We start from the raw sequence: 14,716 nt of genomic DNA, 5'->3' as shown, positions 1-14,716 counted from the left end.
CCTACAGGTTAAAATAAAAACTGATGATATCGCCAGACTGCACAAGAGGTGGGCGCCCTCCAACGCAAATCTGAAGACACTGATAGGGCCGAACTGGAACATCTAAATTTTGGTCATAGTCTGCGCATGATGCTGTGACATTTAATTTGAGATAATTCTTATCAATTAAAAAAGATGCTAGAGTTGAAGACTGCTCTAACGCCTGTTTCAGCGCGATCATACCTTGGCGAGTTTTTCGTGCAGGTAAGGTTACATGTGATTCATAAAACTCGTCATAGTAACCATGAATGGCATTTTCTTCCTCAGCTTTTTTCGGATTGAAAACTGACACTCTGTCAGCACAGAGAGATTTTGATAATTCCTCTAACAAAATAAATGCAGCTTCATTTTCCGCAAATGCTTGTTTGGCCGTCGCTCCCAGTCCCAACAACTCAATTTCCTGATAAGTTTCACTTTGTTGAACACGCTTATCATTGAGCAAAGCATTGGTATCAAAGGCTGCCGGACAGGCCATCTTAGAAAACTCACCTTCCAACTTGGTGTATTGTTCATCAGCATTGGTCGCAGTCACTAATAGAAAATGGTCTGTTTTTATGTCTTTATTCAACAGTGCTGCCATGCGTGACAGGAAGCTCGACAACGCTGAATAAGCCGCCATTTTATACGTTAGTACAAGAAGCTTGTCGCCTACTACATTGGCCCATGACCCCGTTTCATAGAAACCTCGTGGTGCTTTATAATATTGCTCCATGTAGTATAGCTGAGCACAGCTATTGATCCTGAATTCGGTAAAATCCATGATCCCTCTGGATAATGTTGTAGATTGGGTAATACCTGAGTTAATTACTATCTCGTCATCAACGTAAATAGAGCCATAGCCAATATTGCACTTCGATTCAACCCCGTAGGTTCGCAAATGCTTCACTACAGCCTCAGAGAATATTGACTTTATTTCGTGGATACCTCGGAGTACTCCCTCTGAGTTGCGAATGTTGGATTCAGTGCTATCTATAAATAAACTACATTCAGCCGCAACATAATGCATGAAGCTGTCTTCACCAATATGACTCATTACCGTATTGAGTTGACTAACGTTCCTATTAAATTCGCTTTGTGCTGCTGCATCATCATTAACATCTTCAAGGCATATCCTGAAATCATCAGAATATGATTTCACATGCGATAAAAGTGGAGCAACGGGTTTGAGCATAGGAAATTGAAGCTGAACTGAGCGAAGGGGCTTCTTTTTGAAAGAAGTATCTTTAGACGAGTGGATATGAACAGTTACAAACTGTCCCATTTTTTCTGACAAGATGGTCATTTTAAATTTTCCGATATCAACTGTATGAGCACTTAAGAAGCACTTTCATACAAGATTTAATATTTCACACGTTCTCAGGGAGGCCATGCACTTTAATGTGAAACAACTACTGACTGCTCAAGGAGCTGACAGTATTACGATGCTCACAGGAACAATCTATCGGATATTTTTTATTCAAGCAAGATAAATTAGTGGCAAACCTCTATGTATTAGCGATAGGCTAATTTAGCCTGAAGTAGAAAGCCATATAGCGGGGCTGATTTCAAAAATAATGTAGAGGAGCAGATTTTGCATCTTGCCAAGACCAAACACCAACCTCACGTTTAACACCCTCCCCCGTCATCACGCCCTGAAAATAAGCAATTGATGAGTAATATCGCGCATGGATGCGCAATAAGGCGAAACTAGGCCATGGGTGACGAGTGACCGAAACGAAGTTTCGCAGCGCGAGGAAGTGGAAGCATGGATGCTGACAGGAACCCAGCGTCAGGGATGAATTGCTTGCAGCAGAATCAATTTGAAAACCGATCGCCCCTTGGTTGCCGCCAGCAAGCTAAACCTTGAATAAGGTTTTTAATGTAGGTCGCGGATTTATCCCGACAAAAGTTAGCAGTAAGAACCATCAGCCAAGGTAATAAAACTTTTTGGGCTAAAGCCCAACCTACAAACCACACGCGCCAGCAAGCTTAGCGCCTACGGTGGTTAACTCTATCACAGGTGTTAAACCATTCGTGGCTGAAGCCGACTCCTACAGAGAGTCCGGATAGGGGTCAGCGGCAGCCTTCGCCAGCGCTACGAGAGCTAACACAATGAGTTTTGACCTCATGAATTTTTTGAACATAAACCACATATAATGGGTACACATCTAAACGCGAAATGTGTAGAATATGTATACACTAATTAGCTAACGTCACTGAAAAAGCCTTAATAAGGCAGTTAAAAATAGGTTAAACCCAACAAGCGATACGCAACACGAATTGCGTGTCAGATACTAAAGTGTTAGCGCTCACAAAGGATAGAAAGCATGCACAAAGATATAATCATCCCTATTGTTTTCCCTGATTATAAAATTGCAGTTGAAGTTTAGAAAAGAAATGTAGATGTCTTACCTTGGGTAGACTGGGATAACTTTTCCATCCCAAAATACAAAGAAAAGATATCGAACCTTGGTCACGCGGGGGTATTGTTTATTAATGGTACAAATGGAACAACAAAGTACTTTGAGTATGGTAGATATGATCCTCCCCATAATCTTGGACTTGTTGTAAAAGCTGCAAACCTCCCTGATGCAAAAATAACTAATGGAAAAGTTGAAATTAATACATTAATAAAACCCCTAGATTTCATTTCCAGAGTATCAGGCCAATCTGGCCGCATCCATGGGGTTCTCATTGAAGTTGATAAGAAATATCAGACAATGCTTGATTACGCTCTTTTAAGAAAGTCGCAAAATGCAAACCCCAAGCGCAAACCTTATAGCTTAACTACAAATAGTTGTATTCATTTTGTCAAACAAGTTGTTGAAAAAGCTGGACTAGAAACTCCATGGATGGTTGATCCTAGACCAAATTCATACATTGGTGAATTCAGAGAGGATTATGTTGATTTAGATTACTCTCCAAAAAGTAAAACCTTAAAAATAGAAGGTTTGGGAGAGTTTAAATGAAAAAAATACTATTGCTATTATTCACCATTATATTTATATCTGCCTGCGATGTTCAACAAAGCGAACCTGATGTACCTAATAAGCCTATTGTAGTACCAGATAAAGCATTTTGGGTAGGCGGTTTAGATGGTGGTGTATTTGTTTTTATAGAAAAAAATAAAAATCTAGCACCAAATGAATATCTAGGCGAAATATATTATGCATCCGGAGATATAGCGTTTAAAGGAAAAATGAGTATATCGCCAAAAGATAGTGGAGTTATAGATTATCGGAACCCTAAAACTTACCAAGGATGGGATGGAGATACTTTGTATATTGTAGGAAATAAGCAACTCAAAGTTCAAAACTGAGTCATATAGCGAAACGTGGTATAAAGTCAGGCCTTGCATCTTGCCAAGACCACACACTAATACCACGTTTAACCCCCTCCCCCGTCATCACGCCCTAAAAATAAGCAATTGATGAGTAATACGCGCATGGATGCGCGATAAGGAGAAACTAGGCCATGGGTGACGAGTGACCGAAACGAAGTTTCGCAGCGTGAGGAAGTGGAAGCATGGATGCTGACAGGAACCCAGCTTCAGGGATGAATTGCTTGCAGCAGAATCAATTTGAAAACCGATCGCCCCTTGATTACCGCCAGCAATCTGGCAAAGAAACCTTGAAAAAGGTTTCAATGTAGGTCGCGGATTTATCCCGACAAGAGTTAGCAATAAAAACCATCAGCCAAGGTGATACAACTTTTTGGGCTAAAGCCCAACCCCTACAAATCATACACGCCAGCAAGCTTAGCGCCTACGATGGTTAACTCTATCTACTGGTGTTAAATCATTCGTGGCCGAAGACATCTCCTACAACCAATATTTAACCTAGGTGCAGCGCGAAGCACCTCTGAATTTTCGGTGGTGAAGTCCACTTTTTCGCCCTAAAGGGCGACCTACAATTTAAACAAAGCCGTTGGGTTTCATTGCACTCTACCCAACCTACAAATTACACACGCCAGCAAACTTAGCGCCTACGGTGGTTAACTCTATCACTGGTGTAAAATCATTCGTGGCTGAAGCCATCTCCTACGACCAATATTTAACCTCGGTGCAGCGCGAAGCGCATTTGAGTTCTCGGTGGTGAAATTCACTTTTTCGCCCTAAAGGGCGACCTACAATTTAAACAAAGCCGTTGGGGTTCACTGCACTCTACCCAACCTACGAGCTTATATCGAAAGCTCCTTTCCCCTTTCTAACTCGCTAACTTTCCCCTCGCCTCTTATTTCACACACAAAAAAGCCGTTACATTGCTGCAACGGCTTTTTTAATTATTTGAGTTTAATCAAAAATTAATCTCTATATGTCTCTACCGCTGGGCATGAACACACTAGATTACGGTCGCCGTATACGTCATCGATACGCGTTACTGTAGGCCAGAATTTGTTTTTTGCAACAGCTGGTACTGGGAATGCAGCGTAGAAACGGTCATATGCTCTGTCCCACTCATTACCAAGTACGTCGCCTTGTGTATGCGGTGCAAACACTAGTGGGTTGTTTTCGATAGACCATTCGCCAGAGATAACTTTATCGATTTCGCCTTTGATTGATACCATCGCTTCGATGAAACGGTCGATCTCAACTTTAGACTCAGACTCAGTAGGCTCGATCATTAACGTGCCCGCTACTGGGAACGACATAGTTGGTGAATGGAAGCCGTAATCTTGTAAGCGCTTAGCTACGTCCATTTCAGTGATGCCTGAAAGCTCTTTCAGTGGGCGTAAGTCAACAATACATTCGTGAGCAACACGGTTGTTGCGACCACGGTATAAAATTGGGAAGTGCTGGCTTAACTCGTGCGTTAAGTAGTTAGCATTCACAATCGCCATTTCAGTAGCTTGTTTAAGGCCTTCGCTACCCATCATAGTGATGTAAGCCCATGAAATAGGTAAAATAGCTGCTGAACCGTATGGTGCTGCTGATACCGCGCCGTTGCCTACATTAGTGCCAGGTACGTTAATTACGCTGTGATTAGGCATAAATGGCGCAAGGTGTGATTTAACACCGATTGGGCCAACACCTGGGCCACCGCCACCGTGCGGAATACAGAACGTTTTATGCAGGTTTAAGTGCGATACGTCTGAGCCGATAGAACCTGGGCTGGTAACACCCACTTGTGCGTTCATGTTCGCGCCGTCCATATATACTTGGCCGCCGTGTTGATGAATGATGTCACAAATTTCACGAATTGTTTCTTCGTATACACCGTGTGTAGACGGGTATGTGATCATGATGCATGATAGGTTTTCTGATACTTCTTCAGCTTTCGCTTTAAGATCAGCCATATCAACGTTACCGTTTTTATCGCAATCAACAACCACGATTTTCATGCTTGCCATTTGTGCAGATGCAGGGTTAGTACCGTGCGCTGAACTTGGGATCAAACATACATTACGGTGTGCATCGCCACGTGATTCGTGGTATTTACGAATTGCGATTAAGCCTGCGTATTCACCTTGTGCGCCAGAGTTTGGCTGTAGTGATACGGCGTCGTAACCAGTAATATTAACTAACCAATCATGCAGTTCGTTAATCATGATTTGGTAACCTTCTGCTTGGTCTAGCGGGCAGAATGGGTGAAGGTTAGCAAACTCAGGCCACGTAATTGGGATCATCTCAGCGGTCGCGTTTAGTTTCATAGTACATGAACCTAACGAAATCATTGAGTGGTTAAGCGCTAAATCTTTGTTTTCAAGGCGCTTGATATAACGCAGCATCTCAGTTTCGCTGTGATACGAGTTGAAGTTCGGGTGCGTTAATACTTCATCATCACGCTCTAAGCTTGCAGGGATTGACTCGCTACCGTTTGCTTCAATGTCAGCTGCAATTGCATCAACACTTAAACCATGGCCTTCGCCTAGGATGATGTCGAAAAGCTCAGCTACATCTGCGCGCGTTGTAGTCTCAGATACTGAGATTGAGTACTCGCCGTCATGGTTAGTTGCAAAGTTAACACCGTTTGCAATTGCACGTGCTACTACATCATCTTTGCTATCGCTAACAACAGTTAGGGTATCAAACCATGTGCTGTGCTTAAGTGCTACACCTTTAGCTTGTAGACCAGCGGCTAAAATATCAGCAAAGCGATGAATACGCTGTGCGATTGTTTTTAAGCCTTGCGGGCCGTGGTACACCGCGTAAAACGCTGCCATATTGGCAAGTAATACTTGCGCTGTACAAATGTTTGAGTTGGCTTTGTCGCGGCGAATGTGTTGCTCGCGCGTTTGCATTGCCATACGTAGTGCGTCGTTACCTAAACGGTCTTTAGACACACCTATGATTCGACCTGGTAATGAACGTTTGTACGAATCACGCGTTGCGAAAAATGCCGCGTGAGGACCGCCGTAACCCATTGGTACACCAAAACGCTGTGCAGAACCAAGTACTACGTCTGCGCCTAGTTTACCCGGTGCTTTTAATAGTAATAAGCTCATGATGTCAGCAGCAACACAGGCAATCGCTTTTTTGCTTTGTACGCCAGCGATTAAATCTGTGATATCAACTACTTCACCTGATGTTGACGGGTATTGGAATAACGCGCCAAAAATCTCGTGATTTACCGCATCAGCAGCAGGCCCTACAACAACTTCAAAACCAAACTGGTCGGCACGCGTTGCTACAACGTCGATTGTTTGTGTGTGTACGTCATCAGCAATAAAGAAAATGTTGGCTTTTTTAGCTTTAGATACACGCTTTGCAAGGCCCATTGCCTCAGCAGCGGCGGTAGATTCATCAAGTAATGATGCACTAGCTAAATCAAGACCGGTAAGGTCTAAGGTCATAGTTTGGAAGTTTAATAATGACTCTAAACGCCCTTGAGCAATCTCTGGTTGGTATGGAGTGTACGCTGTGTACCAGCCTGGGTTCTCAAGTACGTTACGTAAAATTACGTGTGGTACATGAGTTGGGTGGTAGCCTTGACCAATATAAGATTTGAACACTTTATTTTTATTGGCTACTGATTTTAAGTAGCTTAGTGTTTCAACTTCAGTGCGGCTTTCGCCCACTGTAAGGCCTTGCTCTAAGCGGATGCTTGCAGGTACAGTTTGACCGATCAGCTCTTCAACACTCGATACTCCAAGAGCACTTAGCATATCGCTTACTTGTGCCGGGCTTGGCCCAATATGGCGGCGAATAAAATCTTGCGTTTGCTCTAATTGTTCAAGAGATTTGGCGTTTGACATTTGTCCAGATTCCTATGATCCAAAAAATAAATGGTTATCACTAATGGGTGACCAGTAATAACTTAAAAGCTTTTGATTTAATAACTTACAATGTATGGGAAGGTAAGCGGTAAAATCATAAAAGCCCCAATTATGTTAGGTATAATGGGGCTTTTAGTCTCAACAACAACTAATAATTAGTCTTCGTCGATCGAATGTGCATAGCCTTCAGCGTCAAGCAGGTTTTCAAGCTCAGACTCATCAGATGCTTTAATGCGGAATAACCAACCATCGCCGTAAGCGTCGTTGTTTACTGTTTCAGGTGCATCTTCAAGATCTTCGTTGATTGCAACGATTTCGCCACCGATTGGTGCGTATATATCTGATGCCGCTTTTACTGATTCTGCTACTGCACAATCTTCGCCTGCAAGTACTTCGTCACCAACTTCTGGTAATTCAACAAATACCATGTCGCCAAGTAATTCTTGTGCGTGCTCAGAAATACCTACAGTGAAAGTACCGTCACCTTCGTCGCGAACCCACTCGTGTGAAGGGGCATACTTTAACTCACTAGGGATATTGCTCATTTTATTCATCCTTTGGTTTATATTGGGTGATAACACCAAATCTTTTAATTGATACTTTAAAGTACAGACTTACCGTTACGTACAAAGCTTGGTTTAACTACTTTTACGTTAACTAATTTTTTACGCATTTCTACTTGAGCAGTTTCGCCAGTTGAACGTGGTACACGTGCAAGGGCAACACTAAAACCAAGTGTAGGTGAGAAAGTACCAGAGGTAATGACCCCTTCGCCACCATCAACAATTACTTTAGAACCACTACGCAATACGCCTTTTTCTTCCAGCACTAGGCCAACAAGTTTATCAGTGCTTTTGTCAGCGCGTTGCTTAACTAATACATCACGACCGATAAAGTCACGATCTTCAGGTTCCCATGCAATGGTCCACGCCATGTTAGCAGCAAGTGGTGATACGCTCTCGTCCATATCTAGGCCGTAAAGGTTCATACCCGCTTCTAAACGAAGTGTATCACGTGCACCTAAACCTGCTGGCTTTACACCTGCATCTAGCAGTTGTTGCCATAGATCAGCCGCTTGCTCGTTCGGTACTACAATTTCGTAACCGTCTTCGCCAGTATAGCCTGTTGTTGCAATAAATAAATCACCCGCTTGAACACCAAAAAATGGCTTCATACCTTCAACAGCAGCTTGTTGTTCTGCTGTTAAGATAGTGGCCGTTTTTGCTTTAGCATTAGGGCCTTGCACTGCAATCATTGCAAACTCAGGACGCTCAGTCACTTCAACGGCAAAATCAGCTGAAACTTTAGCCATGTGAGCTAGATCTTTTTCGCGCGTTGCAGAGTTAACCACTAAGCGGTAATCAGTGTTTGAGAAGAAATAAATAATAAGGTCGTCAATTACGCCGCCTTGCTCATTAAGCATGCCAGTGTAAAGAGCTTTACCCGGGACAGTTAATTTAGCAACGTCGTTAGCCACTAATTTACGAAGGAATGCTTGTGCTTGCTCGCCTTTGACATCAACAATAGTCATGTGTGAAACGTCAAACATGCCGGCATCTGTGCGCACTGCGTTGTGCTCTTCGATTTGTGAACCATAGTTGATAGGCATTTCCCAGCCGTGAAAATCAACCATTTTAGCTTTTGATTCTAGGTGCTTTGCATGTAAAACTGTTTTAGAAGTCATAATATTCCTTCACTTTATAATTAACCCAATTTTGGGCGTGGCCTCAATTTAATGAGGGGGAATAACATGGGCGGCGATTATACATAAGTTGTACTGCACTGACACCCAAATTGCGATTTGTTGTTTTAAATAAACTACAAAAAAACTGGCAAGTGTTCATTACACCAACCAGTTTATAAAATCTGTTAAGCAACCTCAGCAAGCGACATAGCAAAGCCACGTTGCTGTAGATAAGTTTGCCATTTTTCCAGCTCAGGGAGTTTAGCCACCAGCTGAAAATACTGCGTAGATTGTTTATCTATAGCGGTGATGAATACTTCACCACTTTGTGCCCCATAACAACTCGTTGCATCAGATAAACGCAACCCTGGAGTGAGTTTAAATGCATCAACAAGTACATCAAATGCATGCTCACCAGATAAAGTTAGCGTGGCTAAATCGCTGCGAACCACAAACTCAATATCGTAACGCAGTTGTTGCTCGCTGATCAGCGCTTGTAACTGTGCTGCGCCATCGCTATGTAACACAAATCTAAACGCCGTTGCGCTAAAGTAATAAAGTGCATAGCTATATGTGCTATTTAAGTCACCGTCTAAGGTGCCTTTTAAACCTAAACCACTGGCAGTTAATTTATTTAAATCTAACCCTAAAATAGTGGTTAAAAATGGGATTGCTTCAGTGCCACTAAAATCGATTGCTACGCTATTATTATCGGCCTGCAAAGTATTGCTTTGCGGCGCGTCTATTTGACTGTGACGAGCAAACATTATTGGAGTAAAAGTCATCATTGACACCTATCAATCTTTAGTGGCAAAAGTATATTGTGCAAGGGGTATAACAACAAATTGTAATTTTTTATCAATTGATAAATAATACTTATGTATTTAACTCTATAAATTGAATTTTTTTATATGAAGAATATTTCGACAGATGGCTTACGCACCCTAATAACCGTAGTAGAAGTCGGTGGTTTTGCCAAAGCAGGTGAACTATTAGGTTTATCGCAACCAGCGGTAAGCTTACAAATAAAGCGCCTAGAAGACGTGCTTGGCCACAAGCTCTTTAAAAAGCAGGGTCAACGCCAAGTGCTTAATCAATATGGCGAGCTGTTATTGCCAATGGCAAAACAAATGCTGCTGCAAAACGATAGTATTTTACAACTGTTTACCAAAGAGAATGTGACCGGTAAAGTCCGCTTAGGGATCCCCAGCGAATTTGCCGCGCGGATCCTGCCCTCAATTATTGGCGATTTTGTAGCGCTCTACCCTGATGTATCGTTAGAAGTGAAGTCACGGCTTAGTAAACATTTGCTATCTGTCTCCCGTGAAGATCAATTCGATTTAGTATTGGCATTAAATGAAGATTTAAACTCTGAAAAATTCCCCGTGTTTATGCAAGACCAACTCGTTTGGGTGGGCGATTTATCGTTAGCACAGAATGAAGTTGTCACCTTAGTCACTGCGCCAGAGGGCTGTATATATCGTCGTCGTGCTATCGAGGCGCTACAGCTAGCGGGTATTAAATACCGCATAAGTTATAGTAACGCTGATTTAACAGGCCTTACCGCCGCTTTGAAAGAAGGCTTGGGGATTACGGTACTCGCCAAAAGCACCGTGCCACATGAATTAAACTACCAGTTACATACTAAGCACTTACCAGAGCTTGGTCGCATTGGTATTAGTTTAATAAATCGCGCGGAGCGACCAGAGCATGCCGTAGCTAAACTGGCTGAATTTATTAGTTTACGTTTAGCTTAACAGTCTATTTTACCTAGCTCATGCCATTAAACCCATACCAACAGCTTATTTTATATAAAAATGAGCTCGTAAAATTGAAATGACATTGATTCGTATTTTTTACCGTGTTTAAATTGGGTAATTTATTTTATTTCAATAAAAAATACAGGACTTTCGATGAAATCTCAGTTTATTGTTTCTACTCTAGCTGCAGCCATTACTTTATCACTTAGCACCAGTGCTATTGCTAAAGATGCAACTGACAAAGAGCAAGCATTTGAACAAATTACCGTTATTGGCTCACAAGCAGCAATCAATGATATTCCAGGCTCTGCTACTTTTATTAGTGAAGCAGAGTTACAAAAATTTGAATACACCGATATTTCACGCGTCTTAAGTTCTGTGCCTGGGGTGTATGTTCAAGAAGAAGACGGCTATGGCCTACGCCCAAATATTGGTATGCGCGGAACGGGTACTGGCCGTAACGATAAAATTTCAGTGATGGAGGATGGCGTGCTAGTTGCTCCGGCTCCTTATTCTGCTCCTGCTGCTTACTACTTCCCTACAACTGGCCGTATGCAAGCAATCGAAGTATTAAAAGGAGCAGCTTCTGTTAAATATGGCCCACGTACCACAGGTGGCGTATTAAACTTAGTTTCACGTAGTTTACCAACTGAAGGCTCAACCGGTTTAGTTAATGCTGAGCTGGGAAGTGATGGCTTTTATAAAGGTCATGCTTATTTTGGCAAAAAGAAAAACAATGCAGCTGGTTTAATTGAAGTATTTAGTTACGGCGCAGATGGCTTTAAAGAGTTACCGGTAGGCAGCGATAACACCGGCTTTGAAAAAAATGACGTGTTACTAAAGTTTGGTTTTGATTTTGGCGAAAACGAAGCGCATAACCTTGAAATGAAAATAAAGTACTCAGATGAGCGCTCTGATGAAACCTATATGGGTTTAACAGATGCTGATTATAAAGCGTCACCGTATCGTCGTTATGCTGCATCTCAAGAAGATGAAATGAACACTCAGCACAATGCGTATCAACTTAACTATGCCTATCGCTTTGGTGATGGTTATGAGTTTTTAGCAACTGCTTATTTAAATGATTTTCATCGTAACTGGTATAAAGCCAGTAAAGTAAGCGAAAGTAACTTAGAGCAATACAGTGACTTTGAAGCAAACCCAACCAATGAAGGTATTGAAGGTATTGGTGTAAAAGCCAATAACCGTAATTACCAAGCGAAAGGGATCCAGTCTGAGCTACATATCCCAGCAGGCGATCACTATATTACTGTAGGTGTACGCTACCACGAAGATGAAATGGATCGCTTCCAATGGCAAGACGAATACACGCTAAACCAAGACTTATCAATGACGCTAACCAGCCAAGGTGTACCAGGCTCTGATAGCAACCGTTTCGACAGCGCAAAAGCAACAACCTTATTTATTCAAGATCAGTGGACCATTGATGCGTTAGTCATTAGTGCCGGCCTTCGTTATGAAGATATCACTATCTCTCGTGAAGAATGGTCAAAGTCTGATCCTAAACGTGAAAATGGCTTAACAAAAGACATTAGTAATGACACCGAAATTTTAGTACCTTCGCTAGGTGCAACCTACACTGTTAATGATAACTTGACGTTACTTGCCGGTATTCAACAAGGTTATGCACCAGCAGCTCCTGGCAATGCTGATCAACAAGAAGAAGAAAGCTTAAACATTGAGTTAGGCGGCCGTTATGATTACGCAGGTTTCAATGGTGAAGTGATTTACTTTAACTCTGATTACGACAACATGCACGGTAACTGTACTGCTGCCATTGGTTGTAGTGATGACAACATCGGCGATCAGTACAACTACGGTGAAGTATCTGTTGAAGGCTTTGAATTAAGTGCAGGCCGCACATTTGCAACTGATAGCGCGGCATTCCCTGTTCGCTTAACCTATACCTATACTGATTCAACGTTTGAAAACGACTTTGACTCAGGCCTTTGGGGTCAAGTAAGTAAAGGCGATGCGATGCCTTACGTGCCTGAAAACCAAGTTGCCTTATCATTTGGTGCTGAATTTTCAAGCTTAGTATTTGATACGCAAATGCGTTATGTGTCTGACTCGCATGCAGATTTAAGCCCTACAGGGTTAAACGCTATCGACAGCCGCGTAGTGTGGGACTTAGCTGCTAAATACTTAATTGATGACAATCAAAAAGTATACCTAACCGTTGATAACCTATTTGATAAAACCTACATTGCCAACCGCGCAAATGGTGGTATTCAACCAGGCAAACCACGCACGTTACAACTAGGTTATAGCTACGCGTTTTAGGCTAAGGCTAAAGGCTAAAGGCTAAAGGCTAAAGGCTAAAGGCTAAAGGCTAAAAATTATAAAAGCCGTGTTTGTTAAATCAAGCACGGCTTTTTTATTGGTCGTGATTTATCACGAAAATGGCGCTTATACTAAAGCGACCTGTAACCCAAAACCCAATCTACGGACATAAAAAAAGCGCGATGTGTTATAAATCGCGCTTTTGCTCACTTACAAACTTTCTTAACGAGCTAACTTTACTCTCGCCAACTTTATTCTACTTCCAACTTCTCATTTTATGGCCTTTTAGCGCATAGAATAAGATGAATAAATAACTTGGGATCATCAAAGCGTAAGCACCTTGTGCGCCTAAGCCTGCTACGTTACCCAAACCGATCAGTAATGGCCCTAACGCACCACCAGCAATACCCATGATCAGTAAGCCCGACGCAGTACCTGTTAAACGACCTAAGCCAGTTAATGCTAACGGCCAAATTGCTGGCCAAACCATGGCATTGGCAAAACCAAGTAGGGCAATACATAACAATGGGTCTGGCAGCTCAGGACCACCAAATGGCACTAACAACAGGTTCGCAATAATAAACGAATCGTTACTTCCCATTACCACTGCAAGTACAGTTACGATACCTGCAAGCCCAGACATAACGAGCGCATTTTGCTGCGACATAAAGCGTGGAATAAGTGCAATACCAATGGCATAACCAACCAACATGCATGCCATAGTGTATGAAGTCATCACTGAGTAATCGGCAATACCAATCTGTAATGCGTAAGAGCCAATGGTATCTGCGGCAATCACTTCAACAGCAACATATAAGGCAATACCAATTACACCCAGCACTAGGTGAGGATGTTTTAGTGCCTCTTTTACTTCGCCTTTACCATTACCTTCAGACTCTTCAAAAACCAAATCAGGTAGCGATGAAAATTTAGCAAATGCTGCAAACGCAAAGATCAAACCTGCAATTGCCATATAAGGTAAAATAAGACTATTCGCCATCGCATCTTTTTGCTGTTGTGATAATTGTTCACCATCAGCGACTACACCGCTGACAACAACGGCAGCAAAAATAACAGGCACGATAACCCCGGCAAATTTATTCAGTAAGCCCATAATACATACACGAACTGCCGCTGATTTTTCAGATCCCATTTTAACAACATACGGATTTACCGCTGTTTGTAAAATAGTTTGCCCAACACCTATCATTAGCTGTGCGAATAAAAATATTTCAATCATCTGCATTTTAGCGGCAGGAATATACATCAAGGCAGACGCGGCCATCACCGCACAGCCAATAGCCATACCATTTTTGTAGCCAACACGTTTGATCAGCATGGCTGAAGGGATGCCAGCAACTGTAACCGCAATGTAAAATGAAGAAATAATGAACGAGGCTTGCAGTGGTGATAGCACCAGCATTTGTTGCAAAAACGGGGTAATAGCACCATTTAGCCAGGTTATACAGCCTAGAATAAAGAACATTGAGCCTGCCAATGTCATTGGCAGCCAAATACTATGTTTAGTATTTGCTTCACACTCGACGGTTGCTTCCATAATTATATCCCAACAGTTTATTTTAATTATTTATTTTAGTATCACACCGTTAAAGCTTTAAAAACTGAGGCTAAGCAACACTAAAACCATTTTTATTACATTTAATTAATCATACACCAACAAAAATGACAGCGCTATCATTTTTAAAAAGCAAAAAGACACACACCACTGATACAC

General features: G+C 42.1%; 9 protein-coding genes and 1 pseudogene. 4 read left to right on the top strand and 6 right to left on the bottom strand.

Annotated elements, in window-relative coordinates; all coding sequences use genetic code 11:
• Position 1 precedes the first annotated feature (1 nt).
• Positions 2–1,321 carry a hypothetical protein gene (locus tag V7783_RS04675; RefSeq protein WP_335677701.1) on the bottom strand — a complete coding sequence of 440 codons (1,320 nt, stop codon included), beginning with the start codon at positions 1,319–1,321 and terminating at the stop codon, positions 2–4.
• Between the two features lie 1,132 nt (positions 1,322–2,453).
• On the opposite strand from V7783_RS04675, the pseudogene V7783_RS04670 reads away from it, so the two are divergent.
• Together V7783_RS04670 and V7783_RS04665 are read left to right on the top strand one after the other, a co-directional pair.
• Positions 2,454–2,987 (top strand): annotated as a pseudogene (locus V7783_RS04670) (hypothetical protein); the annotation flags it as partial.
• A complete protein-coding gene (locus V7783_RS04665) occupies positions 2,984–3,337 on the top strand; it encodes a hypothetical protein (protein ID WP_335677699.1) in 354 nt (117 codons plus the stop codon). The pseudogene V7783_RS04670 and the gene V7783_RS04665, both read left to right, overlap by 4 nt.
• Before the next feature lie 983 nt (positions 3,338–4,320).
• On the opposite strand, the gene gcvP is transcribed toward V7783_RS04665, so the two are convergent.
• From gcvP to V7783_RS04645, 4 genes are all read right to left on the bottom strand, one after another.
• Positions 4,321–7,212, bottom strand: a complete 2,892-nt coding sequence (gene gcvP, locus V7783_RS04660) for an aminomethyl-transferring glycine dehydrogenase (RefSeq protein WP_335677698.1) — start codon at positions 7,210–7,212, stop codon at positions 4,321–4,323.
• A 176-nt stretch (positions 7,213–7,388) separates the two neighbouring features.
• Positions 7,389–7,778, bottom strand: coding sequence for a glycine cleavage system protein GcvH (gene gcvH, locus V7783_RS04655; RefSeq protein ID WP_182732642.1), 390 nt, complete (start codon positions 7,776–7,778; stop codon positions 7,389–7,391).
• Positions 7,779–7,834: 56 nt separating this feature from the next.
• Positions 7,835–8,917: a glycine cleavage system aminomethyltransferase GcvT gene (gcvT, locus tag V7783_RS04650; protein WP_335677697.1), complete on the bottom strand. Its 1,083-nt coding sequence runs from the start codon at positions 8,915–8,917 to the stop codon at positions 7,835–7,837.
• Between the two features lie 185 nt (positions 8,918–9,102).
• Positions 9,103–9,702: a hypothetical protein gene (locus V7783_RS04645; RefSeq protein WP_335677767.1), complete on the bottom strand. Its 600-nt coding sequence runs from the start codon at positions 9,700–9,702 to the stop codon at positions 9,103–9,105.
• Between the two features lie 126 nt (positions 9,703–9,828).
• On the opposite strand from V7783_RS04645, the gene V7783_RS04640 reads away from it, so the two are divergent.
• Together V7783_RS04640 and V7783_RS04635 are read left to right on the top strand one after the other, a co-directional pair.
• Entirely contained in the window at positions 9,829–10,674 is an 846-nt protein-coding gene (locus V7783_RS04640) for a LysR family transcriptional regulator (protein WP_192542520.1), read from the top strand.
• A gap of 156 nt (positions 10,675–10,830) precedes the next feature.
• Positions 10,831–12,981: a TonB-dependent receptor family protein gene (locus V7783_RS04635; RefSeq protein WP_335677696.1), complete on the top strand. Its 2,151-nt coding sequence runs from the start codon at positions 10,831–10,833 to the stop codon at positions 12,979–12,981.
• Positions 12,982–13,237: 256 nt separating this feature from the next.
• On the opposite strand, the gene nagP is transcribed toward V7783_RS04635, so the two are convergent.
• Positions 13,238–14,539 (bottom strand): N-acetylglucosamine MFS transporter NagP, encoded by a 1,302-nt coding sequence (gene nagP / locus V7783_RS04630; RefSeq protein WP_335677695.1) that lies wholly within the window; start codon positions 14,537–14,539, stop codon positions 13,238–13,240.
• Positions 14,540–14,716: the final 177 nt, after the last annotated feature.

This window comes from Pseudoalteromonas sp. (assembly GCF_036960685.1).
GTDB lineage: Bacteria > Pseudomonadota > Gammaproteobacteria > Enterobacterales > Alteromonadaceae > Pseudoalteromonas.
This window is presented reverse-complemented; position numbering and strand designations above follow the sequence as displayed.

Bases quoted from the DNA above. Each gene is read 5' to 3' on its own strand.
- gcvP (WP_335677698.1), bottom strand. From the start codon at position 7,212: ATGTCAAACGCCAAATCTCTTGAACAATTAGAGCAAACGCAAGATTTT.
- nagP (WP_335677695.1), bottom strand. From the start codon at position 14,539: ATGGAAGCAACCGTCGAGTGTGAAGCAAATACTAAACATAGTATTTGG.
- V7783_RS04635 (WP_335677696.1), top strand. From the start codon at position 10,831: ATGAAATCTCAGTTTATTGTTTCTACTCTAGCTGCAGCCATTACTTTA.
- V7783_RS04640 (WP_192542520.1), top strand. From the start codon at position 9,829: ATGAAGAATATTTCGACAGATGGCTTACGCACCCTAATAACCGTAGTA.
- V7783_RS04665 (WP_335677699.1), top strand. From the start codon at position 2,984: ATGAAAAAAATACTATTGCTATTATTCACCATTATATTTATATCTGCC.
- gcvT (WP_335677697.1), bottom strand. From the start codon at position 8,917: ATGACTTCTAAAACAGTTTTACATGCAAAGCACCTAGAATCAAAAGCT.
- V7783_RS04675 (WP_335677701.1), bottom strand. From the start codon at position 1,321: ATGACCATCTTGTCAGAAAAAATGGGACAGTTTGTAACTGTTCATATC.
- V7783_RS04645 (WP_335677767.1), bottom strand. From the start codon at position 9,702: ATGACTTTTACTCCAATAATGTTTGCTCGTCACAGTCAAATAGACGCG.
- gcvH (WP_182732642.1), bottom strand. From the start codon at position 7,778: ATGAGCAATATCCCTAGTGAGTTAAAGTATGCCCCTTCACACGAGTGG.